The sequence below is a fragment of the Sphingobium bisphenolivorans genome, from assembly GCF_000412635.1.
GTDB classification, from domain to species: domain Bacteria; phylum Pseudomonadota; class Alphaproteobacteria; order Sphingomonadales; family Sphingomonadaceae; genus Sphingobium; species Sphingobium bisphenolivorans.
This window is the reverse complement of the sequence record NZ_ASTG01000009.1, coordinates 63,102-86,911: the sequence shown is the minus strand read 5'-3', so window position 1 is coordinate 86,911 and position 23,810 is coordinate 63,102. Positions and strand designations below refer to the sequence as shown.

The 23,810-nt window shown below is 62.0% G+C and carries 26 protein-coding genes; 9 read left to right on the top strand and 17 right to left on the bottom strand.

Annotated elements, in window-relative coordinates; translation table 11 throughout:
• Positions 1-8 precede the first annotated feature (8 nt).
• On the top strand, positions 9-485 hold the full coding sequence (gene greA / locus L858_RS0108300; RefSeq protein WP_022682685.1) for a transcription elongation factor GreA: 477 nt from the start codon (positions 9-11) through the stop codon (positions 483-485).
• A 4-nt stretch (positions 486-489) separates the two neighbouring features.
• Positions 490-1,161, top strand: a complete 672-nt coding sequence (locus L858_RS0108295; RefSeq protein WP_022682684.1) for a rhomboid family intramembrane serine protease — start codon at positions 490-492, stop codon at positions 1,159-1,161.
• Positions 1,162-1,168: 7 nt separating this feature from the next.
• Here L858_RS0108295 and L858_RS0108290 read toward each other — a convergent pair whose 3' ends face one another.
• The 5 genes from L858_RS0108290 to L858_RS0108270 form a co-directional block, all read right to left on the bottom strand.
• Positions 1,169-1,393 (bottom strand): DUF4170 domain-containing protein, encoded by a 225-nt coding sequence (locus L858_RS0108290; RefSeq protein ID WP_022682683.1) that lies wholly within the window; start codon positions 1,391-1,393, stop codon positions 1,169-1,171.
• A 106-nt stretch (positions 1,394-1,499) separates the two neighbouring features.
• Positions 1,500-2,108: a DUF883 family protein gene (locus L858_RS0108285; RefSeq protein ID WP_022682682.1), complete on the bottom strand. Its 609-nt coding sequence runs from the start codon at positions 2,106-2,108 to the stop codon at positions 1,500-1,502.
• On the bottom strand, positions 2,101-2,424 hold the full coding sequence (locus L858_RS0108280) for a hypothetical protein (protein ID WP_022682681.1): 324 nt from the start codon (positions 2,422-2,424) through the stop codon (positions 2,101-2,103). The genes L858_RS0108285 and L858_RS0108280 overlap by 8 nt, the downstream gene beginning before the upstream one ends.
• Positions 2,421-2,840 carry a phage holin family protein gene (locus L858_RS0108275; protein WP_238564944.1) on the bottom strand — a complete coding sequence of 140 codons (420 nt, stop codon included), beginning with the start codon at positions 2,838-2,840 and terminating at the stop codon, positions 2,421-2,423. Before L858_RS0108275 ends, L858_RS0108280 begins: the two co-directional genes overlap by 4 nt.
• An 8-nt stretch (positions 2,841-2,848) precedes the next feature.
• Entirely contained in the window at positions 2,849-3,466 is a 618-nt protein-coding gene (locus L858_RS0108270) for a hypothetical protein (RefSeq protein ID WP_022682679.1), read from the bottom strand.
• A 210-nt stretch (positions 3,467-3,676) separates the two neighbouring features.
• Here L858_RS0108270 and eno point away from each other — a divergent pair, with 210 nt between their 5' ends.
• From eno to L858_RS0108250, 4 genes are all read left to right on the top strand, one after another.
• A complete protein-coding gene (eno, locus tag L858_RS0108265; protein WP_022682678.1) occupies positions 3,677-4,951 on the top strand; it encodes a phosphopyruvate hydratase in 1,275 nt (424 codons plus the stop codon).
• Positions 4,952-5,028: 77 nt separating this feature from the next.
• On the top strand, positions 5,029-5,340 hold the full coding sequence (locus tag L858_RS0108260; RefSeq protein WP_022682677.1) for an FtsB family cell division protein: 312 nt from the start codon (positions 5,029-5,031) through the stop codon (positions 5,338-5,340).
• 146 nt (positions 5,341-5,486) lie between these two features.
• Complete coding sequence (gene pdhA / locus L858_RS0108255) at positions 5,487-6,590, top strand: pyruvate dehydrogenase (acetyl-transferring) E1 component subunit alpha (protein WP_022682676.1); 1,104 nt, start codon at positions 5,487-5,489, stop codon at positions 6,588-6,590.
• Positions 6,590-7,975, top strand: a complete 1,386-nt coding sequence (locus L858_RS0108250; protein WP_022682675.1) for a pyruvate dehydrogenase complex E1 component subunit beta — start codon at positions 6,590-6,592, stop codon at positions 7,973-7,975. The genes pdhA and L858_RS0108250 overlap by 1 nt, the downstream gene beginning before the upstream one ends.
• Positions 7,976-8,054: 79 nt before the next feature.
• Here the strand turns inward: L858_RS0108250 and L858_RS0108245 are convergent, their stop codons facing one another.
• From L858_RS0108245 to L858_RS0108235, 3 genes are read right to left on the bottom strand one after another with little or no spacing between them, the layout of a single operon-like run.
• Positions 8,055-8,729, bottom strand: coding sequence for a TadE/TadG family type IV pilus assembly protein (locus tag L858_RS0108245; RefSeq protein WP_022682674.1), 675 nt, complete (start codon positions 8,727-8,729; stop codon positions 8,055-8,057).
• Positions 8,730-8,731: 2 nt separating this feature from the next.
• On the bottom strand, positions 8,732-9,328 hold the full coding sequence (locus L858_RS0108240) for a TadE/TadG family type IV pilus assembly protein (protein ID WP_022682673.1): 597 nt from the start codon (positions 9,326-9,328) through the stop codon (positions 8,732-8,734).
• Positions 9,325-10,914 carry a TadE/TadG family type IV pilus assembly protein gene (locus L858_RS0108235; RefSeq protein WP_022682672.1) on the bottom strand — a complete coding sequence of 530 codons (1,590 nt, stop codon included), beginning with the start codon at positions 10,912-10,914 and terminating at the stop codon, positions 9,325-9,327. Before L858_RS0108235 ends, L858_RS0108240 begins: the two co-directional genes overlap by 4 nt.
• Positions 10,915-11,055: 141 nt before the next feature.
• On the opposite strand from L858_RS0108235, the gene L858_RS0108230 reads away from it, so the two are divergent.
• Positions 11,056-11,703 (top strand): hypothetical protein, encoded by a 648-nt coding sequence (locus tag L858_RS0108230; RefSeq protein WP_022682671.1) that lies wholly within the window; start codon positions 11,056-11,058, stop codon positions 11,701-11,703.
• A gap of 12 nt (positions 11,704-11,715) precedes the next feature.
• Complete coding sequence (locus tag L858_RS0108225) at positions 11,716-12,180, top strand: EF-hand domain-containing protein (RefSeq protein ID WP_022682670.1); 465 nt, start codon at positions 11,716-11,718, stop codon at positions 12,178-12,180.
• On the opposite strand, the gene trmFO is transcribed toward L858_RS0108225, so the two are convergent.
• From trmFO to miaA, 9 genes are all read right to left on the bottom strand, one after another.
• The gene (gene trmFO / locus L858_RS0108220) at positions 12,181-13,524 is read right to left on the bottom strand and encodes a methylenetetrahydrofolate--tRNA-(uracil(54)-C(5))-methyltransferase (FADH(2)-oxidizing) TrmFO (RefSeq protein ID WP_022682669.1); all 1,344 of its coding nucleotides are present in this window, start codon (positions 13,522-13,524) and stop codon (positions 12,181-12,183) included.
• 99 nt (positions 13,525-13,623) lie between these two features.
• Positions 13,624-14,937: a dicarboxylate/amino acid:cation symporter gene (locus tag L858_RS0108215; protein WP_022682668.1), complete on the bottom strand. Its 1,314-nt coding sequence runs from the start codon at positions 14,935-14,937 to the stop codon at positions 13,624-13,626.
• A 125-nt stretch (positions 14,938-15,062) separates the two neighbouring features.
• Positions 15,063-16,736, bottom strand: a complete 1,674-nt coding sequence (gene leuA / locus L858_RS0108210; protein WP_022682667.1) for a 2-isopropylmalate synthase — start codon at positions 16,734-16,736, stop codon at positions 15,063-15,065.
• Positions 16,737-17,142: 406 nt separating this feature from the next.
• Entirely contained in the window at positions 17,143-17,766 is a 624-nt protein-coding gene (locus tag L858_RS0108205) for a YceI family protein (protein WP_022682666.1), read from the bottom strand.
• Positions 17,767-17,903: 137 nt separating this feature from the next.
• The gene (gene ilvC / locus L858_RS0108200; protein WP_022682665.1) at positions 17,904-18,923 is read right to left on the bottom strand and encodes a ketol-acid reductoisomerase; all 1,020 of its coding nucleotides are present in this window, start codon (positions 18,921-18,923) and stop codon (positions 17,904-17,906) included.
• 184 nt (positions 18,924-19,107) lie between these two features.
• Positions 19,108-19,623, bottom strand: coding sequence for an acetolactate synthase small subunit (gene ilvN, locus L858_RS0108195; protein ID WP_022682664.1), 516 nt, complete (start codon positions 19,621-19,623; stop codon positions 19,108-19,110).
• Positions 19,623-19,967, bottom strand: a complete 345-nt coding sequence (locus tag L858_RS0108190; RefSeq protein ID WP_022682663.1) for a hypothetical protein — start codon at positions 19,965-19,967, stop codon at positions 19,623-19,625. The genes ilvN and L858_RS0108190 overlap by 1 nt, the downstream gene beginning before the upstream one ends.
• Positions 19,964-21,712: an acetolactate synthase 3 large subunit gene (locus L858_RS0108185; protein ID WP_028055945.1), complete on the bottom strand. Its 1,749-nt coding sequence runs from the start codon at positions 21,710-21,712 to the stop codon at positions 19,964-19,966. Before L858_RS0108185 ends, L858_RS0108190 begins: the two co-directional genes overlap by 4 nt.
• A gap of 100 nt (positions 21,713-21,812) precedes the next feature.
• Positions 21,813-22,757, bottom strand: a complete 945-nt coding sequence (miaA, locus tag L858_RS0108180; protein WP_022682661.1) for a tRNA (adenosine(37)-N6)-dimethylallyltransferase MiaA — start codon at positions 22,755-22,757, stop codon at positions 21,813-21,815.
• Between miaA and serB the strand changes: the two genes are divergently transcribed.
• Positions 22,756-23,634: a phosphoserine phosphatase SerB gene (gene serB, locus L858_RS0108175; protein WP_022682660.1), complete on the top strand. Its 879-nt coding sequence runs from the start codon at positions 22,756-22,758 to the stop codon at positions 23,632-23,634. The two genes, miaA and serB, sit on opposite strands and share 2 nt — an antisense overlap.
• Positions 23,635-23,810: the final 176 nt, after the last annotated feature.

Here is a 23,810-nt window from a genome sequence, read left to right as displayed (position 1 = left end):
TTGCAATAATGGCGACCGTCGAGAAGATGCCGATGCTGCAAATGGGCTATGACAAGCTCAATGCGCAGCTCCGCGAACTGAAGGCCGAGCGGCCCCTGATCGTGGACGCCATCGAGGAAGCCCGCGCGCATGGCGACCTTTCCGAAAATGCCGAATATCATGCGGCCAAGGAACGTCAGGGCCAAGTAGAGGCGACCATTGCCGACTTGGAAGACAAGCTGTCCCGCGCCCAGATCATCGACCCGACGACGCTGTCGGGCGACAAGATCGTGTTCGGCGCGACGGTCACGCTGCTCGATGAGGACGACAAGCCGGTCAAATATCAGATCGTGGGTCAGGCCGAGGCGGACGCCAAGGCTGGCATGATCAGCTATAACAGCCCGCTCGGCCGGGCGCTGATCGGCCGCCAGATCGGTGAAGAGGTCGAAGTGTCCGTTCCTTCGGGGGACAAATTCTACCTGGTCGACAAAATCGATTTCATTTGATGCCATGAAGCTGCCTGCTGGCCGCATGACCAACGGGATCGCGGCGATCACATTCGTCGCCTTCCTGTTGATCTATCTGGCAGGGCAGGTGGATAATGCCGCGATCATCGCCGGTTTCATCCCGGCGCGGATCGAGGATGGCGCTCTTCTGGCCGGAATGGCGGCAGTGCCGGTCTGGCTGACCCCGATCAGTTGCACGCTGGTTCATGCAAACTGGCTGCATGTCGGGTTCAACCTGTTCATGTTCCTTTTCTGCGGCCGGCAGGTGGAGCAAGTGCTGGGCAAGGGCGCGACGCTCATCCTCTACGTCGCAGGCGCCTATGGTGCGACGGCCCTGCAATGGGCGATCGATCCCCATTCCCCCAACCCCATGGTTGGCGCGAGCGGCGCCATTTCCGCCATCATCGCGACCTATGCGCTGCTTTACAGCCAGCAGAATGTGCGAAGGATCGGACCGCTCTCGGCCAATCTCGTGCGCGCGCTCTGGCTCGCCGCAAGCTGGATCGGCATTCAGTTGATGATCGGTCTGGCTACTTCCGGCGGAGCAGGAGGCGGTCTGGGCGATCTGGGTCAGATCGCAATCGCCGCACATATTGGCGGCTTTCTGGTGGGGCTTGCGCTTACGCGCCCGCTGCTTCTGTGGCGCTTCCGGAAGAAGTCGCAGCCCCAATCCTGACTGACTGTTACTTGGCCGGCGGCAGGTCGGGCTCCAGCAAGCGATGCAGATGCACGATCACATAGCGCATCTCGGCATCATCGACGGTGCGCTGCGCCGCCCCGCGCCAGGCATTTTCAGCCGAAGCATAGTCGGGGAATATTCCCACCACCTCGATGGAATTCAAATCGTCGAACTCCAGCGTCTGCGGATCCTTCACGCGACCGCCCATCACCAAGTGCAGCTTGCTCATGGTAGCTTGATTATCTCCTGTTGAGTGAGCGGCGGTGATAGCAGCCCGCCGGCACAGCTCCAAGCGTGCCGGCGGCGGATATGGCGTGCTATTACCGGCAGGCCGATTACCTTTTCGGCAACCGGGCCTTCAACGCTTCGCCGATCGCGTCGATCTTGTCCGACACCAGCGTGACGACCTCATCGGCGAGGCGCGAGGCATTGCCGCTGATGTCAGCGGACTTCGCCGAGTTGGTGAGGGAAGCGGCGGTGTCCTTGACGCTCTCACTCGCGCCATGGAGCGCGTCGCCTGCGCTGCTCTTGAGCTGCTGGGCGCTTTCGGCCGCACTCTCCCGCGCCGCAACCGCAGCCTCGGCAAGCCGGGCTCCGGCCGTGGAGACGATCGCCGGAAGTGCCTTCATCGCCGCCCGGCTCTTGGGGAACATCCAGGCGATCACCGCGCCGGCAGCCACCGCGCCGGCAACAGCCGCGATGGGATGTTCCTGCACAATTTCATTGGCGCGCGTCGCGATCCGCTGCGAGCGATCGCGCGCATCGTCATAGGCGGCACTTGCGCGTTCGCGGGCGTCGGATGCGCGCTCGCGGCCAGCTTGTATCAGCTCGGTCGCGCCTTCCTTCGCCCTGTCGCGGGAGTCCCTGAATTTGCCCGAGGCCGTTTCGGCCATGTCATTGGCCGCATCGCGAGCCCTGGTCAGTTGAGAGCGGATATCAGCCATCGTCCTTCTCCGAAGTTTCCGGTGTGCTATTTCGTGCCCGAACATACAGGCGGTGTAACAATGCCCAAAGGGGCCGGCGGAACAGGTAGATTCCCAGCGCGCCGCCAGCCGCAGCGGCGGCGAACGGTCGCTCCTGCACCTTGGCGACGGCGGAAGCCGCCCCATTCTGAACGGTGCCGCTGACCTTTGCCCTCACATCTTGCTTCAGCCGGGCGGGGGCAACGCGCGCCTTCGCCACCTGGGCGGCGGACAGGAACGCTGCTTTCCGCTCGTCAGCCCGGACGGACGCCTGCCGATACAGTTCTTCCTGGCTCATGATCGTATCGACCTTTTCATATGATCGATGCGCGATTTGGCGGCGAGCAGCAGGATCACTGCTATCACCAGGGCGCCGCCGACAACGGCGAGCGTGGCCCAGCCAGCGCCAATCAGGGGCGCAAGCGTCAGCACGACGCCCACCAGCAGAGCGATCAGGCTGGCAAAGGCAAGCGCCCCGCCAAGGACGGCAAGGATCGCTGCATTGCGCACGCCCGTCGTGACCAGGCCCGCGCGCAGCTTCTGCTTTTCAATCTCCGCTTCGGCGTAGGCCCGTCCATCCGCGTAGAGGCGCGAAAGAACCTGTTTGACGGAGTCATCCTGCCCGTCGAGCTGTGGCGCCTCTGCCACTAGGGTCGCATCCTCTGTCAACATTTCCTCCGTCCCGGAAAGGGGACCTGCATGGGGGTCGGTCACCGTGATGCTCAGGACTCTTCGTCCGATCCCTTGGCAAGGCGCATCAGGACGAAGCCGACGACAGCGGCTGCCCCGATCGCGACGGCGGGACTTTTGCGCACGAAATCGCGCGCCTCGTCCATCAGTTGGTCGACATCCTTGCTGTCCAGGGACTTGGCCGCGCCAGCGACCGATTCCGCCGCCTGCCGGGCATAATCGCCATATTGCGGGCCAAGCTTCGCATCGACCGTGCCAGCCGTGTCCGTGATCAGCTTGGCAAGGCTCTGCATCGCCGAACCCGTCTTGTCCTTGGCGACACCCGCGGCCGATCGGGCGGTCTGCGAAGCCTGATCCTTCAGCGGATCAAGATGCGTCTTCCAATCGACGGCATTGAACTTTTCGGCCGCGGACTTTGCCGCCTTTTCAGCCTGCGCCTTCAAGGGCGCGATCTGCGCGGCCCAGCCGTGCGAGGCGGCGCCGTCGCCGTTGGCATTGCCCGTAGAAGTCGAGCGGGTGGCTGCGATCTTTTCAGGCTCGGCCTCTACCAGCGTCGATGTCGATGCGGTGTCGGCGGCCTGGCCCTCGTCGGCTTTCGCACCGGTTTTCTTGGGGCCCTTGGGTGCGGGCGTTTCCGGGGTATCGACCATCCTTCTAGTCTCCTCAAGATACGGTGAGCCATCGTGAAGCGGCGTGGCGGTTCCCCTCCTAATGCTTCGCGCTGGACACAGTTCCGTTGCCGTTACTATTTTGAGCATCGGCATTTTTGAAATCCTTGCAAGCCCCCGCATTGCCAATCGCAGAGGTGCTGGCTAAGCGGAGCGCAAAACGGCGCCCGGCCCATTTCTCAAGGAGCGATCATGACCGCTATTCTCGACATTCACGCCCGCCAGATTCTGGACAGCCGCGGCAATCCCACGGTCGAAGTCGATGTGATGCTGGAAGACGGCAGCTTCGGTCGTGCGGCCGTGCCCTCGGGCGCCTCGACCGGCGCTTATGAAGCGGTGGAAAAGCGCGACGGCGACAAGAGCAAATATCTCGGCAAGGGCGTGCTCGCGGCAGTCGCGGCGGTCAACGACCAGATCGCCGAGCAGATCATCGGCCTCGACGCGGAAGATCAGGCGGAAGTCGACGCGGCCATGATCTCGCTGGATGGCACGGAAAACAAGTCGAACCTGGGCGCCAACGCGATCCTGGGCGTCAGCCTGGCCGTGGCCAAGGCTGCCGCCGATGCGCGCGGCCTGCCGCTTTATCGCTATGTCGGTGGGGTCAACGCCCATGTGCTGCCCGTGCCGATGATGAACATCATCAACGGCGGCGAACATGCCGACAATCCGATCGACTTTCAGGAATTCATGATCATGCCGGTCGGCGCGGAGAGCATCGCCGATGCGGTTCGCATCGGATCGGAAATTTTCCACACGCTGAAGAAGGGCCTGCATGACAAGGGGCTTGCCACTTCGGTGGGCGACGAAGGCGGTTTCGCTCCGAACATTGCCTCGACCCGCGATGCGCTCGACTTCATCATGCTGTCGGTCGAGAAGGCGGGCTATAAGCCCGGCGACGACGTGGTGCTGGCGCTGGACTGCGCCGCGACCGAATTCTTCAAGAACGGCAAATATGAGATCTCGGGCGAGGGTCTGTCGCTCAGTCCAGTGGAGATGGCCGACTATCTCGCGGCTCTGTGCGCCGACTATCCGATCAAGTCGATCGAAGACGGCATGAGCGAAGATGATTTCGAAGGCTGGAAGGCGCTGACCGACAAGATTGGCGGCAAGGTGCAGCTCGTCGGCGACGACCTGTTCGTCACCAATCCGAAGCGGCTGGAAATGGGCATCGGCAAGGGTCTTGCCAACTCGCTCCTCGTGAAGGTGAACCAGATCGGTTCGCTTACGGAGACGCTTGCTGCTGTCGATATGGCCCATCGCGCCCGCTATACCGCGGTCATGTCTCACCGTTCGGGTGAGACGGAGGATGCGACCATCGCGGACCTCGCCGTTGCCACCAACTGCGGCCAGATAAAGACGGGTTCGCTCGCGCGCTCCGACCGGCTGGCGAAGTATAACCAGTTGATCCGCATCGAAGAAGAGCTTGGCGATGTCGCGCTCTATGCCGGGCGCTCCATCTTCCGCTAAGTTAAATTTCCGGCAGTCGGCCGCAAGCATAGTAAATTACGCTTGCGGCCGGCCCGATCCTGTGATTCAACTTGTCCATGGCGCATATCGCTAAACTTCGCATGTTGCTCTTTTCGGCTCTGGGGCCGGCGATCGCGGTGCTGCTTCTTCTTTTTTTCGCTGGCTATGTCGTCTTGGGATCGAACGGGATCCTGGCATGGGGTGATTATAAGCGGCAATTGCACCATGCGCAGGCCGACTTGAAGCAGGTCCAGGCCGCGCGGCAGGAGCTGAAAAACAAGGTCGATCTGCTCGATCCGCGCCGCGTCGACCCCGACCTTAGCGATGAACTGATCCGCCGTGAGCTCGGGGTGGTTCACCACGACGAGGTCGTTATTCCCCTGAACTGATCTGGGTGTCAGGCATGTCCTGAGTGCCAGCGGTGGCCTACTTGCGTCGCCCATGATTTGATACGCCCTGCTGCGTTGCATTTTGGGGCGTTCTGCCGCTATATCGGCCTTCCTTCCATCCTCACCCACGCAAAAGGATAAGAGCCTTGGCGAAATCAACGACGCCGCGTCCTTCACGCGCAAAGGCGGTCAGCCCGGCACGCGCGGCTGCTCGTGCGACGGCAGCAGACAGTGCCAGCGCGGACCACAACCGGCCTCGCCCCGATACTCCCACTGACTATAAGGCTAGCAAGGAAGAACTGCTGGAATTCTACCGGCAGATGGTGCTCATTCGCCGGTTCGAGGAAAAGGCGGGGCAACTGTACGGCCTCGGCCTGATCGGCGGCTTCTGCCACCTTTATATCGGGCAGGAAGCGGTGGCCGTCGGCATCCAGTCGGCGCTCAAGCCCGGCAAGGACAGCGTCATCACCGGCTATCGCGACCATGGCCACATGCTCGCCTACGGCATTGACCCCAACGTCATCATGGCCGAGCTTACTGGCCGCGAAGCCGGCATTTCGCGCGGCAAGGGCGGCTCGATGCATATGTTCAGCGTCGAGCATAAATTCTATGGCGGCCATGGTATCGTCGGCGCGCAGGTGTCGCTCGGCGCGGGCCTTGGCTTTGCGCACAAGTACAACAATGACGGTGGCGTCTGCGTCGCCTATTTCGGTGACGGCGCGGCGAACCAGGGCCAGGTCTACGAAAGCTTCAACATGGCCGAGCTGTGGAAGCTCCCGATCATCTTCGTGATCGAGAATAACCAGTATGCCATGGGTACCAGCGTCAACCGCTCGTCTGCGGAGGATCAGCTTTACCGCCGCGGTGAAAGCTTCCGCATTCCGGGCATCCAGGTGAACGGCATGGACGTGCTCGCCGTGCGCGGCGCGACCGAGGAAGCGCTGAAATGGGTGCAGGGCGGCAATGGCCCCATCCTGCTGGAAATGAAGACCTACCGCTATCGCGGCCACTCCATGTCCGACCCGGCCAAATACCGGTCGCGCGAGGAGGTGCAGTCGATGCGCGACAAGTCGGATCCGATCGAGGGTGTGAAGAAATATCTGACGGTAGCCGGCGTCGGCGAAGACGAGCTCAAGAAGATCGATCAGGACATCCGCAAGGTCGTGAGCGACGCTGCCGATTTCGCTGAAACTTCTCCTGAGCCGGACATGGCTGAACTCTATACCGACGTGCTGGTGGAGCAATATTGATGGGTATCGAAATCAAGATGCCGGCGCTGTCGCCGACGATGGAGGAAGGCACGCTGGCGAAATGGCTGGTCAAGGAAGGTGACGAGGTACGCTCGGGCGACATCCTGGCGGAGATCGAAACCGACAAGGCGACGATGGAATTCGAAGCGGTCGATGAAGGCAAGATCGGTCAGATCATGGTGGCCGAGGGCACTGAAGGCGTGAAGGTCGGCACGGTCATCGCGACCATGGCGGGCGAGGGCGGTGAAGCTGCCGCGCCGGCACCCAAGGCAAAGGAGTCAGCTCCTCCCGCCAAGTCCGAGGCTGCGCCCGAAGCGCCGAAGAAGGCGGAGAGCGGAACGTCCAAGCTCGCCACCGAGGCGAGGGCAGCGGTCAAGGACCCGGCTCTGCCTGAAGGCACCGCTTATGTGAAGACCACCGTTCGCGAAGCGCTGCGCGATGCCATGGCCGAGGAAATGCGCCGTGACGAACGCGTCTTCGTCATGGGCGAAGAGGTCGCCGAATATCAAGGCGCCTACAAGGTCACGCAGGGCCTGCTGGAAGAATTCGGTGCCCGCCGCGTGATTGACACGCCGATCACCGAATATGGCTTTGCCGGCATCGGCGCTGGCGCGGCGATGGGGGGCCTCAAGCCGGTCATCGAGTTCATGACGTTCAACTTCGCGATGCAGGCGATCGACCACATCATCAACTCGGCCGCCAAGACCAATTATATGTCCGGCGGCCAGATGCGCTGCCCGATCGTGTTCCGCGGCCCCAATGGCGCAGCGAGCCGCGTCGCCGCGCAGCACAGCCAGAATTACGGCCCCTGGTATGCATCGGTCCCCGGCTTGATCGTGATCGCGCCCTATGATGCGGCCGACGCCAAGGGCCTGCTGAAGGCTGCGATCCGATGCGAGGACCCGGTCGTCTTCTTGGAAAACGAACTGGTCTACGGCCGCAGCTTCGACGTGCCCACGGTTGACGACTATGTGCTGCCGATCGGCAAGGCCCGCGTCCTGCGCGAAGGCAAGGACGTGACGCTGGTCAGCTATTCGATCGGCGTCGGCCTCGCTCTCGAAGCAGCCGAGGCATTGGCGGGGGAAGGCATCGACGCGGAGGTCATCGACCTGCGCACGCTGCGCCCGCTGGACACGGCGACGGTGCTCGAAAGCCTGAAGAAGACCAACCGGCTGGTGGTGGTCGAGGAAGGCTGGCCGACCTGCTCGATCGCGTCGGAAATCGCTGCCGTCGTCATGGAGCAGGGCTTCGACGATCTCGACGCCCCGGTGTTGCGCGTGACGAACGAGGATGTGCCGCTACCCTATGCGGCAAACCTGGAGAAAGCCGCACTCATCGACTCCGCCCGCGTCGTCGCGGCGGCGAAGAAGGTTTGCTATAGGTGAAAGAGACGGGGGCAGCTTGTCGCGCTGCCCCTTCTTGTTGACCATCTGCGCCTTACGAGAGGGGCAGGCCAAGCGAACTTCAGGCTGAATAATAATTACAGGTGGCTTTGGCGGTTCCTGATAGATTTTGGGCATTCTGCAGGGTCTGGAGGGTGCGATCCCGGACCGAAAATGCTGACGAATAGTGGAGGGTAATCGGCCCGAACCATCTATCAGACATGATCGGTCTGTAGTCATAGAAGATGTCGACGACTACGACAGGGTTCCCCGGAGTAGCTGACAGGTTCCCTGACGCGCCAATTCCTGTTGTAAGCACCTGGCCTTCGCTGCCGATAAGTTGGCTGCTGGCAATGCTTTTGATGCCCTTGCATCGCTGCCAGGTGATAACCTGATCGGTGGTGGAGGTTGTCGCTGCATTGTCTTCCAAGGTTGAAATGATGATCCGGCCCCGCGATGTCAGGTCGAGGGACTCGCCAGCGTATTTTGCGCCTATTATGATGTCGTTGACATCATTTTCATCAATCCTGTCCCGTACGCGAGCAGCGCCATCCGCGACCATGCTGGTGATCGCGCTGACGCGTGCATTGGCAATCGCGAGGTTGGCCAGTTCCGCTCCCGCGAAAATGAGCAGGATCAAGAACGGAAGGGCGTAGGCGAACTCGACCAAGGCGACGCCGTTCTCGCAATTCCGGATCAATCGGGCGAACCTGCCGATATACAGGCTGGCCCGATCAGATTTTGGTGCGATGTTCATTTTCAGACTCCGCACTTCACAGGCGGATCTACAACGCCTGCATAGGGTTCGTTGCGCATGAAGGTCGATCGGGAAATGGTCACCGAATTTCCCATTCCGGCAAACTGGGGAACAGGGGATAGGCGCTTGTAAGTTACGTTCACCTGATAACGCACGACATCTTCGGCAGTGCCGATGCCGGAAGCACCCTGGCTGGCCGCATCATAACTGTTGCTCCGGTTGTCATCGATGAAGCAGTCGGGCCCCGACTTGTCGTAGAGGCCGTTTCCGTTGACGTCGGTGGTCAGCTTTTCAGGTTTCCCGATTTTATTATAGGTGAGGAAGTTTGATGCCGTGATCTGTATATTGGAGCCGCTGGCGATGCTGCTGAGCCGATCCCGGACATAGGTTTCAACGGTAGCGTCGGTAGCGCCTTCCAATGTCGCCTGCCGGGCGGCCGCGTTCACCGTTCCCTGAACGACGGCCGTGGCGTAGGCTTGATAAGCCAGATCAAGAGCACCCAGGATCAAGACGGTCAACGGGCCGATGATGACTGCGAACTCGACGATGGTGGCACCATCGCGGTTAGCTGCCAGTCGCCTGAGCCGAGCGAGGATCACGCCCCTATCCTCAAATTGCCGACCTTGTCCGAGATGCGCTTGAATGCGTTCGCCAGATCGGTGGAATTGCTCACCGCGATTGCTTGGCTGCTGTTAGATGCACAGGATGAAATCTCGGCATCCATGGCCTGGCCCGACAATACTGCGATAACCCAGACATCGACATAATATGGATCGGATTTGGCTTTGGCGCACATTAGCTTGAAACGCTGCTTGTGGATGTCCTCAAGGCTGGCGTCAGACGTGCCGGTTGAAGCCGTTCTGCCGGCATATTGCGCGACGCCATATGCACTGTAAGCATTGCGAAATGGCTGCATATAGCCATCAGTCATGAAGACGATGGTACGTCTCACCTTAACATTGTTGAACTTATCTGGATTGTTTCCCCCGAAAATCCCATTGTTCGCAATCATCCGTAGGCCCCAGATGATCCCCAAATCGTGATACGTCGGGCCATCACCCTGGACGATCTTATCGACTTGTGTGTTGAAGGCTGTTGTGCTGTCCCATTTTTGCAGTGCGACGGCCGGTTTGGGACAAGCGGCTTTGTAATAGTTTGAGCTAGTCACCGAACCCATCGATTCTTCACTGATGCGTGTGGACCCGCTAGTCGCCTGATAATCATAAGGAGCCCACCTGGTCGTATCACTGTCAGGAATCTTGGCGATATCGAGGTCCCATGCATCGGAAGGGATGGAGGTGGTAGTGGCTGTAAGCGCGGTAGATGTTCCGCGTTCTTCGATGCAGCCCTCCCAACTAATATCCAGCCAGTTGGACGAATAAGCATTCCAATCCGTGGCGGATTTCAGACTGCCGCTGGAATTTCTATAAGCATAAGTCGAACGAACATAGGCGGGATTGACCTGCCGAATGAGCTTGCCGACGTTCACCGTGCTGGAGAACTGTAAAAACCCTATTCGCATACGCAAATTTTTGGCTTCAAGTGCGACTTGGGCAGGGCGCAAATTTGAATATAGCGTCTTTAGCGCTTCGCGCATTTCAAGCATCTTGGACTTTTTCGTTCCGCTCGTAGGCTTTTCTGTTTCTTGGGAACAAGACAGCGCATCGGTCAAATAGCAATTCATCGATCCCGTCGTATCGAGGACGAGCATCAAATCCGTGTTTACATAATATTCTTCGCCCAAACATTCGGCATTTACGCGCATTTCATTGATGCCAACGACCTTCAGCAGAGTGGTAGGAACGGCCGTCGTCGCCTTCATCCGAAGTTGACCATTCTCCAACTCGGTCGTCACCCGGTTGAGGGCATTGCTGTCCGTGGTGGACATGGCTGCGGCGCCCATCAACTGATTGGGGAAATTATAATTGAAATATTTTAGTGCTTCCGCTTTGTCGGCAGAGGTCAGCACGGTGCCGCTCATGGATCGGCGCCCGGCCAATGCGCCGGCGTCGCATGCTTGCTGCATGCGGGCTTTCACCAGATAGGTTCGGCTGAAGTCCACCCCGGCTCCCACCATGCCTACCAACGGGATCATCGCTGCTGCCACGATGGCAAGCGTGTTCCCCGCCTGATTATGATAGAGCCGCATCAAGATAAACAGCGCCCGTCTGAACCGATCGCCCATGCCCGCACACACCTTTACTTGCCCCGCACCCTGATTTCGGGCAGGGCAACCCGCTGCCGACGAAGGGCAGATTGTGAGATCACTATGTCGGCCGTGGTTAAGAAGCGGATAATTTCGCGCATTTTCTATTTCTAAGGTCATATGACGACGGGCGTGGAAAATGAGGACGTGGGCGGGCTGCCCGCTTTGCTGAGCGCCTATGCGGGCGAACAGAGGGAGCGGCATCGGCTGATCTGGGCGCTGGATGCGCGTTTCGCGCGTCTGGCAGCGACGACGAGCGACGCGATGATCGGGGCGTTGCGGCTCGCCTGGTGGAATAATGCGCTGACGGATGAGAGCGGAGTGAAGGGACGCGGCGAACCGTTGATCGACGCGATGCGCCTTGCAGGCGCGCTACCTGTAGCGGGGCTCGACCAATGGCTCGACGGCTGGGAGGCGATGACAGGCGAGATCGATCTTGTTGCCTATGCAGAAGGTCGTGGCGGCGGGCTTTTCCGTGCGCTCGCGAGTAGGGCAGATATTCCGGACTGGCTCGCTTCGGCAGGCGCGGCTTGGGCGCTTTGGGACCTGTCCGGTCATACCGGCAACGCAGAGTTAGTTGGTGAGGCGCTGGCGCTCGCCCGCCGTCATCTTATCGGTCAAGAGGTGCGATGGCCGCGTGAATGGCGGCCTCTGCGGATCGCCTATCAACTCGCGCGCGACGACATCGTCCGCAGCCGCCATGCACCGGCGGGATTGACGCCGGGCCTCTATCTGAAGTTGATACGGATCGCATTGACGGGGCGATGAAGGGGACGACAAGTGGGGCGGGTTTTTGCAGGCGCCATGGCGGCGCTGCTGCTGGCTGCGGGTGGATTATTCTGGTGGCAGGGCAGGGCGAGCAGCGATCCCTTGCCGGCGCCCCTGATCGGGGCGCCGCCTCCGCCCGCCATCGACACGCTGCCGGAAGGCGACCCCGATGCCGCCGGAGCGCCGCCACCCATGCCCGCTGAAGCATCGCCGCAAAGCCGGGAGGAAAAGCGCTTTTCCCGCTATGACCGCAACCGCGATGGCGTGATCACGCGGATCGAAATGATGGGCAGCCGGGTGAAGGCCTTCAAGGCGCTCGATAAAGATGGCGACAACCTGCTGTCGTTCGAGGAGTGGGCCGTCACCACATCGGACCGTTTCGCCACGGCTGACGGCAATGCCGACGGCAAGCTGACGCCAGCGGAATTCGCCACCACCGCCCCGAAAAAGGCCGCCGCGCCGCGCTGCAAATGCTGATCAGGCGGGCTGAAGAGCGCCCAGCCACTCGCCCAGCGCAGCCCGAGCGCGGGCCGTCATCGCCTCCTTGCGCTGCTTCTTCTTGACGTCATCGATCGGTGGGAACAGCCCGAAATTGACGTTCATCGGCTGATAGTCGGCCGTCTCGACATTGCCGGTGACATGGCCCAGCAACGCGCCCAAGGCGGATTCGGGCGGCGGCGGAGGCAGGGTGTAGCCGAGTAACTCGGCCGCCGCGAACCGGCCGGCGAGCAGCCCGATTGCCGCGCTCTCGACATAACCTTCGCAGCCGGTGACCTGCCCGGCAAAGCGCATATGCGGAGCGCTTTTCAGGCGCAGCGTGCCGTCCAGCAGCTTGGGGCTTTGGATGAATGTATTGCGATGCAGCCCGCCCAGCCGCGCGAATTCGGCGTTTTCCAGCCCCGGGATGGTGCGGAACAGTTCAACCTGCGCACCATGTTTCAACTTGGTCTGGAACCCGACCATGTTCCATAGCGTGCCGGACGCATTGTCCTGCCGCAACTGCACCACGGCATAGGGCCAGCGCCCGGTGCGCGGATCGTCGAGGCCCATCGGCTTCATCGGTCCATGGCGCAGCGTTTCCCGTCCGCGCGACGCCATCACCTCGATCGGCATGCAGCCCTCGAAATAGGGCGTGTCCTTTTCCCACTCCTTGAACTCGGTCTTTTCGCCATCGAGCAGCCCCTGTACGAAGGCTTCATACTGGTCACGGTTCATCGGGCAGTTGATATAATCCTTACCCTCTCCGCCGCCGGGACCGATCTTGTCCCAGCGGTTCGCCATCCAGCATCTATCCATGTCGATACTGTCGAAATGCACCACTGGCGCGATGGCATCGAAGAAGGCGAGATGATCCATGCCCGCAACCTGTCCGATGCTGGCCGCAAGCGCGGGAGCGGTGAGCGGCCCTGTCGCAACGATGGTCATGCCCGCGTCGGGGAGCCTGTCGACGCGTTCCCGGACGATCTCTACATTGGGGTGATCGGCCAGGGTCCGGGACACGCCCTGAGAGAAGATATTGCGGTCGACGGCAAGTGCCGATCCGGCGGGCACCTTGGCCGGCTCCGCCTGCGCCATGATGATCGAGCCCAGGCGCCGCATCTCCTGATGCAGCAGGCCGACGGCGTTCTTGTCCGCGTCATCCGAACGGAAGCTGTTGGAGCAGACCAGTTCGGCAAGCCCGTCGGTCTGGTGCGCGGCGGTCATGTCCCCCGATCCGCGCATTTCGGACAGGCGCACCTTGACCCCCGCTTGGGCGAGTTGCCAGGCAGCTTCCGATCCCGCGAGGCCGCCGCCGATGATATGAACCTGATGCTCCGCCACTTTGCTCGTTCTTCCGTTCATGCTGTGCGGGCGGCATGTAGGTCAAAAAGGGGGAAAAGGAGAGGGAAAAATCGCCGGCCATGCCGGCTTTGCGATCGGCTACGCTGCTGCTTCGCCGGTCGTGAGCGGGCCGTCGCCATAATAGGCGCTCTCGTCCAGCATGGCTTCCCGCTTCGCCACGATGGTGGCGACCAGCACCTGTCCCGCGACATTGACGGCCGTGCGTCCCATGTCGAGGATCGGATCGATCGCGAGCAGAAGTCCCGCGCCCTCCAAGGGCAGGCCCAGGGTGGAGAGGGTGAGTGTCAGCATCACGATCGCGCCCGTGAGGCCCGCCGTCGCCGCTGATCCTACGATCGATACAAACGCGATCAGCAGATAGTCGATGGCATGAAGCGGTATGCCATAAAAGCCCGCGACGAAGATGGCGGCGAGTGAGGGATAGATGGAGGCGCACCCGTCCATCTTCGTCGTGGAGGCAAGCGGGATGGCAAAGGCCGCATAGCCTTTATCGACGCCGAGCCGCTCCGTCACCGCCTCGGTCACGGGCAGGGTGCCGACCGAGGAGCGCGATACGAAGCCGAGTTGGATCGCCGGCCACGCCTTGGCGAAGAAGGGCAGGGGCTTGAGCCCACTGGCGAGGAGCAGCAGCGGATAGACGACAAGCAGCACCAGCGTGAGGCCCAGATAGACAGACCCGGCGAATACACCCAGCCGTCCAAGCGCATCCCAGCCATAGGTCGCTATGGCGCTGCCGATCAGCGCCGCCGAACCGATCGGGGTCAGGCGAATGATCCAGCCGAGGATCGCGCGCATGATGGCGAGCAGCGAGCGGACGAAAGCGAGGAAGGGCTCTGCTCTCTCACCGACCTTCAGGGTCGCAAGGCCGATGGTGATGGAAATGACCAGCAGTTGAAGAATGTTGAACGACAGGCTGGTCGTCGCCCCCGCTTGATCGACCTGGGTGCTGGCGGTCAAGGCCAGCGCGTTGCCGGGGATGAGGCCCTTCAGGAAATCGAGCCAGCCGCCGAACGAGCTTGGCTGTTGCGCCGGCAGGACAGCCCCGTGCAGCACGACCCCCGGTTGAACGACAAGGCCGATGACCAGGCCGATGGTGACGGCAAGGGCGGCGGTGATTGCAAACCAGAGCAGCGTCTGGCCAGCAAGCCGCGCCGCATTGTCCAGCGCACGCAAGTTGGCGATGGACGCGACGATCGCGGCGAATATCAGCGGCGCCACCACCGCCTTGAGGAGCGAGACGAAAATCGCTCCTATGGTCTTGAGCGCTGTCGCCAGCCAGTTGAGCCCACCATGGGCGTCGGCACCGATCGATCTTGCGGTGATGCCAAGCAGCAGGCCGATCACCATGCCGGCGAGCACCTGAAATCCGAAACTGCGATAGTGCAAGGTCATGGCGCGTATCCCCGGACGACAACCGCAATATCGGTCGCCGCACTCGGGATTACGCGCAAGCAATTCTTTCGGCGGCGATAATCAGTCAGCACCTCCACCCGGTGCGGGGTGGAGGTGCTGCGAGCTTAGCGCCCCGCAGCCACGCTGTTGGCGGCGGAGAGGACGGCCTGAACCGAAGCGGTCGCGACGTCCGTGTCGGTACCGATGCCGAAGACCGTGCGGCCATCGGGCGTGCGGCATTCGACATAGGCTGCCGCCGCGACATCCGTGCCCGCGCCGATCGCATGTTCATTATAGTCCGCAACCTCCAGGTCGACGCCCAGATCGTCGCGCAGCGCCGATAGAACCGACGAGATGAGGCCATTGCCGCGGCCCGAGATGGAGCGCTCTCCGCCCTTGTGGACGATCTTGCCGGTGAAGATCCGGTCGCCGGCATGGCCAGTCTCATTATAGTCGATGAGCCGGTAGGGCTGGTCGCCGGCAAGGCGGTAATGATCCTCGAACGCCATCCAGATGTCGGCGGCGTTGAGTTCGCGGCTGCTCTCGTCCGCCAGCGCCTGCACGACCTTGGAGAAATCGGCCTGCATCCGCTTGGGCAGCTTCAGCCCCTTGTCCTGCTGCAGCACCCAGGCAACGCCGCCCTTGCCGGACTGCGAGTTGACACGGATGACTGCCTCATAGTCGCGGCCCAGATCCTTGGGATCAATCGGCAGATAGGGCACGTCCCACATCTGGTCGTTGCGCGTCTCCTGCGCAGCGAATCCCTTCTTGATGGCGTCCTGATGGCTGCCGGAAAAGGCGGTGAAGACCAGTTCGCCGGCATAGGGATGGCGCGGGTGAACGGGCAGCTGGTTGCAATATTCGACGGTCTGGATGACCTCGTCGATGTCGCTGAAGTCCAGCCCGGGATTGATGCCCTGCGTGTACATGTTGAGCGCGACCGTCACCAGGTCGCAATTACCGGTACGCTCGCCATTGCCGAACAGACAGCCCTCGACGCGGTCCGCGCCCGCCATCATCCCCAATTCCGCGGCGGCAACGCCGGTGCCCCGGTCATTATGGGTGTGCAGTGAGATGACGACGCTGTCGCGCTTGCTGATATTGCGGCACATCCACTCGATCTGGTCGGCGTAGATGTTGGGCGTCGCCGCCTCAACCGTGGCGGGCAGGTTCAGGATCAGCGGCCGCTCCGGCGTCGGCTGCAATATGTCCATCACCGCTTCGCAGCACTCCAGGCTGAAATCCAGTTCGGCGGTCGAAAAGGTTTCCGGACTATATTCGAAATGCCAGTCGGTGTTCGGCTGCTTCGCCGCATTGTCGCGCAGCAGCTTGGCCGCGTTGATCGCGATCTCCTTTATCTGCGGCCGGTCCATCTGGAACACGATGTTGCGCCATGCCGGCGACACGGCGTTATAGACGTGGACGATGGCTTGCTTCGACCCCCGCAGGGATTCAAAGGTGGTGGCGATCAGATCCTCGCGCGCCTGCGTCAGCACCTGCGGAAAAACATCGTCGGGGATCGCGCCATCTCGCACCAGGCCGGCGATAAAGTCGAAATCTGTCGCGCCCGATGCGGGAAAGCCGATCTCGACCTCCTTGACGCCGACCTTCAGCAGCAGGTCGAAGAAGCGCCGCTTCTTTTCCGCATTCATCGGGTCGATCAACGACTGGTTGCCGTCGCGCAAATCGGTCGACAGCCAGCGCGGCGGAGAGGTGATGACCGCACCCGGCCACTGGCGGTTGGGCAGGTCCACCTGGGGAAAGGGGCGGTACTTCTGCGAAGGATCGGTCAACATCATGGCGAAATTACTTCTCTGCGGTCGGGCGGCGCTGGCCTGCCCGGTGGAACGACTATCGGTTGGAATTGCCCTTAAGCGTATGGCCGCATCGTTCAAGCGAAGAGCAGCACCAAAATCACGCTCAAGGGCGTGTAAGTCGTAGCAGGGGAAGAAGCGCGCGCTGCATGATGGGATGGCTTTAGCCCATTTGGGGGTCGGAGCGCAAGGGTTGGGGAGCGGGGCAATATTCCTTCTCCCTTGATGGGAGAAGGATACGCCGCCTTGCTAACCCCGCCCTTGAGCCGGGGGAAGCTAGGCGAAGTTGGAAGAGGGGGGGGGAGCGCAGCGCCGCCCCTCACCCTTCCGCCGTGCATCGCACGGCTTCCTTCCTCTCCCACAAGGGGAGAGGAAGGAGGCATCGACCGCTTTACTTCTGGAACGCCGCGACGATCTTCAACTCTATCGCGTCGCCCACCATCGGCACGCCATAGCCCATGTTGAAGTCGCTGCGCTTGATCCGCGTGGTCGCGACAAAGCCGATATTTTCTTTGCCGCCAGCCATCGCCGGAGCCTTGCCAGCGCCGTAGAAATCGGCGTCGAGCGTCACCGGTTTGGTCACGCCCTTGATGGTGAGATTGCCGTTAATCTCGGCGCTGGTGCCCTGCACCTTCACACCCGTCGACACGAAGCTGGCTTTCGGGAATTTGGCCGTATCGAAAAAGTCCGCCTTCATCAGATGCTCATCGAGCTTCGCGATGCCGGTCTTGATATTAGTCACCGGAACCTCGACCGACACTTTGGCTGCATTGGGGTTTTTGGGGTCGAGCGTCAGCGTGCCCGTCGGTTCGGAGATCACGCCAACATTGTTGGAAAAGCCCATATGATCATAGGCGAAGACGATCTGCGTATGGCCAGGGTCGATCTGATAGGTGCCGCCGGTCACGCGGGCGGGGTCCTTGGCGCCGGGCGCGGCTGGCATCTGCTGGGCGATGACGACGCTGCCGCCAGCCAGGGCGATCAGGGCGGCGGCGGGGATCAGAATTTTACGCATGGAAACGGCTCTCCAAAAGCGATCAGGGGACGCCGCACAATATGCGACGCCCCCTGATTGTTCCATAGCCGTAACCGGAAACAAAGCGTTACCGTTTGAAATCTCTCTGCCTTGCGCAAGGCAGAGAGAAAAGGGGCTTAGTTCTTGTCCTTGTCGACCAGCTTGTTGGCGCCGATCCAGGGCATCATCGCGCGCAGCTTGGCGCCCGTTTCCTCGATCGGGTGACGCTGGGCGGCGAGGCGGCTGGCCTTCAGTTCCGGCTGACCGGCGCGGTTGTCGAGCACGAAGTCCTTGACGAAGCGGCCGGACTGGATGTCTTCCAGAACGCGCTTCATTTCCTTCTTGGTTTCTTCGGTGATGATGCGCGGGCCGGTCTTGATGTCGCCATATTCGGCGGTGTTGGAGATCGAGTAGCGCATGTTGGCGATGCCCCCCTCATACATCAGGTCGACGATCAGCTTCAATTCGTGCAGGCACTCGAAATAGGCCATTTCCGGAGCGTAGCCGGCCTCGACCAGCGTTTCGAAGCCCGCCTGGACCAGCGCGGTCGCGCCGCCGCACAGCACGGCCTGTTCACCGAACAGGTCGGTTTCGCATTCTTCGCGGAAGTTGGTTTCGATGATGCCGCTGCGGCCGCCGCCGACTCCGCTGGCGTAGGACAGGGCGATGTCATGGGCGTTGCCCGTCGCGTCCTGCGCCACGGCGATCAGGCAGGGCACGCCGCCGCCGCGCTGATATTCGCTGCGCACGGTGTGGCCGGGGCCCTTGGGCGCGATCATGATCACGTCGACGTCCTTACGCGGCTCGATCAGGCCGAAATGGACGTTGAGGCCGTGGGCGAAGGCGAGCGCGGCGCCGGGACTCAGATTGGCATGAATGTCGTCGGCGTAGATCGCGGCCTGATGCTCGTCGGGGGCGAGGATCATCAGCACGTCGGCCCATGCGGCGGCTTCCGCGTTCGGTAAAACCTTGAAGCCTGCGCCTTCAGCCTTCTTGGCCGATGCCGAGCCGGGGCGCAGCGCGATGGCGACTTCGGCGACGCCGCTGTCGCGCAGATTCTGCGCATGGGCGTGACCCTGCGAGCCGTAGCCCAGGATGGCGACCTTCTTGCCCTTGATCAGGCCGATATCCGCGTCGCGGTCGTAATAAACCTTCATTTGCCGTTCCTTTTCATATCCTAACCCTCTCCCTGGAGGGAGAGGATACGAAGACTTGGACCATCCGATCCTCGTCGAAGTTGGTGAGGGGGAACCACCGGGAAAGGACGCGCTTGCGTGACCTTCACCCTCCCACCGCTTGGCGGCGGGCCCCTCCCTCTCCCGGCGGGGAGAGGGGCTGAACTTAATTCGGCTCCTTGCCGCGGATCAGGCCGACGACGCCGGTGCGCCCGACTTCGACTAGGCCGATCTGACGCATGAGGCCGACGAAATTGTCGATCTTCTCGGTCGTGCCGGTGATCTCGAAGATGAAGCTCTCGATCGTCGTGTCGACCACCTTGGCGCGGAACACGTCTGCCAGGCGCAGCGCTTCGATCCGATCTTCGCCGACCCCTGCCACCTTGACCAGCGCCAGTTCGCGCTCGACGAAGGGGCCGTTTTCGGTGAGGTCGGTGACCTTGTGAACGGGCACCAGCCGATCCAACTGGGCGATGATCTGGTCGATCACCTTGGGCGGGCCGTTGGTGACGATGGTGATGCGGCTGATCGCGTGGTCCGCGGTGATGTCCGCCACGGTCAGGCTATCGATATTATAGCCGCGCGCGGTGAAAAGGCCGGCGATGCGGGCCAGGATGCCCGCTTCGTTGGTGACCGTCAGCGACAGGACGTGCCGCTCGCTATATTCTTCCTGAATGTGCATCAGACGTTTCCGTTATCCGGTTCTTCGCGCTCATGGCGCTGCGAAATCATGCCCGTAAAGGCGTAGTGCCAGCTGCCGTCGTCCCGATGGGCGATGCGGACGGGAAAGCCCGCGATCGCATCGAACATCCGGGCCAGACGCTCGCCCACATAGCGCGGGCTGATCAGCAGGCGGCCGACATGGCGGTCGTGAAAGTCAAAGCCCTGGTCGAGATGGACCTCCCAATCCTCATTCTCCGCATCGACATGATCGACCGTCCAACCGGCAAGGTCGGCGGTGCCGGCGATCCGCTCGAAATCGAACGGCTCGCTCACATGGATGCACAGCTTGAGGTGAGCGGTCACACCAGTGCCTTTGCCTCGTCAGACATGATGCCTTCGACCTGGCTCGGGTCGAGCAGCATGTCCGTATGCGCCGCGCCCGAGGGGATCATCGGGAAGCAGTTGGAAAGCTTTGCGACTCGGCAATCCACGATGACCGGGCCGGGCGTCTCGATCATCCGACGGATGCCCGCTTCCAGTTCCCGCGGACTCTCGATCCGGATGCCGGTCCAGCCATAGGCCTCGCCCAGCTTCACGAAGTCCGGCAGACTGTCCGAATAGCTGTTCGAATAGCGGCTTTCATAGGTCAGTTCCTGCCACTGACGGACCATGCCCATATATTCATTGTTGAGGATGAAGAGCTTGACCGGCAGGCGATATTGCGTGGCGGTCCCCAACTCCTGAATGTTCATCTGCACCGAGGCATCGCCCGCGACGCAGACGACAAGGCTCTCCGGGTTGCCTAGTTGGGCGCCGATGGCCGCGGGGAAGCCGTAGCCCATCGTGCCAAGACCCCCGGAGGTCAGCCACTTGTTCGGCTCTTCAAAGCCGAAATGCTGGGCCGCCCACATCTGGTGCTGGCCCACTTCCGTCGTGATGATGACGTCCTTCGCCGACCGGCTCGCCTTGTAAAGCTGCGCGATCGCCTCCTGCGGCATGATCTCTTCGCAGCTTTCGGGATAGGCGAGGCTGTTGCGCGCCCGCCAGCCGTCGATTCGCGCCCACCATTCGGACAGATCAGCCGCCTTGTGGCCGCGATCCTTCCAGAGCGCGATCATGTCGGTCAGGGCGCTCGCGACGTCGGCGACGATGGGCAGGTCAACCTCGACCGTCTTGTTGATCGAGCTGCGGTCGATATCGATGTGGATCTTCTTCGCGTTGGGAGCGAAGGCATCCAGCCGCCCGGTCACGCGATCATCGAAACGGGCGCCGACGCAGATGATCAGGTCAGCCTTGTTCATCGCCCAGTTGGCTTCATAGGTGCCGTGCATCCCCAGCATGCCCAGCCATTGCGGCGAAGCGGCGGGGAAGGCGCCAAGGCCCATCAATGTCGAAGTGACGGGCGCACGCGTCAGGCCCGCAATCTCCCGCAGCAGCGCGGAGGCCTCCGGTCCCGAGTTGATGACGCCGCCGCCGGTGTAGAAGATCGGCCGCTCGGCAGCCGCCAGCATTTCAACCGCAGCGGCGATGGCGACAGGATCAGCCTTCGTCTGCGGGCGGTAGCTCGCATGTTCGAACGTTTCCGGCCTCGCATAGGGGGCTGTCGCGATCTGGACATTCTTCGGGATGTCGATGACGACTGGACCCGGACGTCCGGTGGTTGCAATGTGGAACGCCTCATGAACGACGCCGGCCAGTTTGCGCGGGTCCTTCACCAGATAATTATGCTTCGTGCAGTGGCGCGTGATGCCGACCGTATCCGCTTCCTGGAAAGCATCGGTGCCGATCAACTGCGTCGGGACCTGGCCGGTGATCACGACCATCGGAATGGAGTCCATCAGCGCGTCGGTGATGCCGGTAACCGCATTGGTGGCGCCAGGGCCAGAGGTGACGAGCACGACGCCAGGCTTGCCGGTCGAACGGGCATAGCCCTCCGCCATATGCGTCGCGCCCTGCTCATGCCGGACCAGCACATGGCGGATCTTGAGATGATTGAAAAGTGCGTCATAGATGGGCAGCACCGCGCCGCCCGGATAGCCGAACACGACCTCGACCCCCAGGTCGATCAGGCACTCAACCAATATGTCCGCGCCGCTCTTTTCGGCCACGATAAATCCTTCCGCTGGATAATAGGTGCGCCCTCTGCTCCAGAAGCGAAGCAATGGCAAGGCAGGTGCCTCTATTCGACATAAAATGGCTAGTCAACTGTTAGCATTGTAACTTTCTTGCCCAAAGGCCCATAATTTTATCATCAATGGGCTGCGCTTCGCGGGGCCAGTCCAATGGAGGCTGTCGCGAAAACCAAGTATATTGGCGCTTGGCATATTGCCGGGTAGCAATCCGTCCGCGCTCGAGCATGGTTTCACGATACACTGTCCCGTCCAGCCAAGCGGCGATTTCAGGAACGCCGATGGCGCGCATGACGGGAAGTTCAGGCGGCAGTTTGCGCGCGAGCAGCGCCTCGACCTCCGCGACCGCGCCGCTGTCCACCATCTGCTCGAACCGATCGTCGCATCGCTGGATCAGCCATTCGCGGGGCGGGAGCAGGATGAGCGGTGAGAGGCTGATCTGGTCCGCTATGCCGCCGCTCTTGTGCTTCTGCCATTCCGACAGGGGCTTCCCCGTCGAGCGCAGGACTTCAAGCGCACGCGCCACGCGGGTGGTGTCGGCCGGGGCTAGCCGGGCGGCCGCTGCCGGGTCTTCGACTGCCAAAGCCGCATGGGCCTCCGCCACGGGCAGGGCGCGAACCTGCGCGCGGATTGTCGGGTCGATGTCGGGGACCGGCGCTATGCCGTCGAGCAGGGTTCGAAGGTAAAGCCCTGTGCCGCCCACAAGGATGGGCAACCGCCCCTGCGCGTGCGCGCTGGCAATCTCGGCGCGCGCTTCCGATGCCCAGCGGGCGGCGGTGCAGGCCTCGGCGCCGTCGATATGGCCGAACAGGCGATGCGGCGCTTGCGCCATTTCCTCCGCACTCGGCCGGGCGGAGAGGATTTGCAGGTCGGCATAGACCTGGCTCGCATCGGCGTTGATGACAACCCCGTTCGCCGCGCGGGCAAGGGCGATGGCAAGCGCGCTCTTGCCGCTGGCGGTCGGCCCGGCAATAAGCGCCACGCGCGGGCGGGATTCGCTCGGTGATGTTTCGGGAGTATCCATGTTCGTTGCGACCTTAGTGGCAAGTGCGGCCTTGAGTCAGGGGGATATTGCGGAAGCGACCCGGCGGCTGATCGAGGCAGGCTGCGCACCGACGTCGAGCGTCTGGCTGGACGAGGAGAAGGCTGCGGACATCTTCTTTGATAACGATCCGGTTGCGGCCCGCGCGGCTCTGGGTGCGATCGGCGACAAGGTCGACGTCATCGTCCAGCCAACGGAGGGGCGCGAGAAGAAGCTGCTGATCGCCGACATGGATTCCACCATGATCACGGTCGAATGTATCGACGAACTGGCCGACTATGCCGGGATCAAGCCGCAGATCGCCGAGATCACCGAGCGGGCGATGCGCGGCGAACTGGATTTCGCCGGCGCGCTGCATGAGCGGGTGGCGCTGCTCAAGGGGTTGGAGGACGCCGCCATCGACCGGTGCCGCGCCGAGCGCGTGAAGATCATGGGCGGCGCCCGCGCGCTGGTGCGCACCATGAAGGCGAGGGGTGCGAAGACGCTGCTAGTATCGGGCGGCTTCACCCGCTTCACAGGGCCAGTTGCGGAGGAAATCGGCTTCGACAGCGCGGTCGCCAATGTCCTGGAGATAGCGGATGGCGCCCTGAAGGGCACGGTCACGCTGCCGATCGTGGACGCGACACGCAAGCGGGCGGAACTGGAAGCGGCGGTCGAGGGCGGCATCGACCGCGCCCTTACGCTCGCGGTGGGGGACGGCGCCAACGACATTCCCATGATCCAGGGAGCCGGCCTTGGCGTTGCCTATCATGCCAAGCCCAAGACGCGGGAAGCGGCGGCGGCCGAGATCATCCATGGCGACCTGTCTGTCCTGCTCTACGCCCAGGGGATAGCGTCGGCGGAATGGGTCGAGGGCTGATTTAGCCTCCAGCTAGTCTCTGCTTAAGCACGTTTCATCGTCATTCCGGCTGAGCAATGGAATCAAATCCGATGCTTCGTAGTTACCCTTGCGCTGCATTCCGCAGCGACGGTCTTAAGGCGGCTCGCCGCTCTAAGGCGGTTCGATGGCCGCGTTTTCGCAAGTCAGCAGGCGCT

What these genes read in the sequence shown, in the direction of transcription:
- miaA (WP_022682661.1), bottom strand. Translation starts at nt 22,757, where the DNA reads ATGGATACTCCCGAAACATCACCGAGCGAATCCCGCCCGCGCGTGGCG.
- L858_RS0108235 (WP_022682672.1), bottom strand. Translation starts at nt 10,914, where the DNA reads ATGGGCGATCGGTTCAGACGGGCGCTGTTTATCTTGATGCGGCTCTAT.
- L858_RS0108250 (WP_022682675.1), top strand. Translation starts at nt 6,590, where the DNA reads ATGGGTATCGAAATCAAGATGCCGGCGCTGTCGCCGACGATGGAGGAA.
- L858_RS0108230 (WP_022682671.1), top strand. Translation starts at nt 11,056, where the DNA reads ATGACGACGGGCGTGGAAAATGAGGACGTGGGCGGGCTGCCCGCTTTG.
- L858_RS0108245 (WP_022682674.1), bottom strand. Translation starts at nt 8,729, where the DNA reads ATGAACATCGCACCAAAATCTGATCGGGCCAGCCTGTATATCGGCAGG.
- greA (WP_022682685.1), top strand. Translation starts at nt 9, where the DNA reads ATGGCGACCGTCGAGAAGATGCCGATGCTGCAAATGGGCTATGACAAG.
- ilvN (WP_022682664.1), bottom strand. Translation starts at nt 19,623, where the DNA reads ATGCACATTCAGGAAGAATATAGCGAGCGGCACGTCCTGTCGCTGACG.
- L858_RS0108295 (WP_022682684.1), top strand. Translation starts at nt 490, where the DNA reads ATGAAGCTGCCTGCTGGCCGCATGACCAACGGGATCGCGGCGATCACA.
- ilvC (WP_022682665.1), bottom strand. Translation starts at nt 18,923, where the DNA reads ATGAAGGTTTATTACGACCGCGACGCGGATATCGGCCTGATCAAGGGC.
- L858_RS0108215 (WP_022682668.1), bottom strand. Translation starts at nt 14,937, where the DNA reads ATGACCTTGCACTATCGCAGTTTCGGATTTCAGGTGCTCGCCGGCATG.
- L858_RS0108285 (WP_022682682.1), bottom strand. Translation starts at nt 2,108, where the DNA reads ATGGCTGATATCCGCTCTCAACTGACCAGGGCTCGCGATGCGGCCAAT.
- L858_RS0108270 (WP_022682679.1), bottom strand. Translation starts at nt 3,466, where the DNA reads ATGGTCGATACCCCGGAAACGCCCGCACCCAAGGGCCCCAAGAAAACC.
- L858_RS0108290 (WP_022682683.1), bottom strand. Translation starts at nt 1,393, where the DNA reads ATGAGCAAGCTGCACTTGGTGATGGGCGGTCGCGTGAAGGATCCGCAG.
- serB (WP_022682660.1), top strand. Translation starts at nt 22,756, where the DNA reads ATGTTCGTTGCGACCTTAGTGGCAAGTGCGGCCTTGAGTCAGGGGGAT.
- L858_RS0108205 (WP_022682666.1), bottom strand. Translation starts at nt 17,766, where the DNA reads ATGCGTAAAATTCTGATCCCCGCCGCCGCCCTGATCGCCCTGGCTGGC.
- L858_RS0108260 (WP_022682677.1), top strand. Translation starts at nt 5,029, where the DNA reads ATGGCGCATATCGCTAAACTTCGCATGTTGCTCTTTTCGGCTCTGGGG.
- leuA (WP_022682667.1), bottom strand. Translation starts at nt 16,736, where the DNA reads ATGATGTTGACCGATCCTTCGCAGAAGTACCGCCCCTTTCCCCAGGTG.
- eno (WP_022682678.1), top strand. Translation starts at nt 3,677, where the DNA reads ATGACCGCTATTCTCGACATTCACGCCCGCCAGATTCTGGACAGCCGC.
- L858_RS0108280 (WP_022682681.1), bottom strand. Translation starts at nt 2,424, where the DNA reads ATGAGCCAGGAAGAACTGTATCGGCAGGCGTCCGTCCGGGCTGACGAG.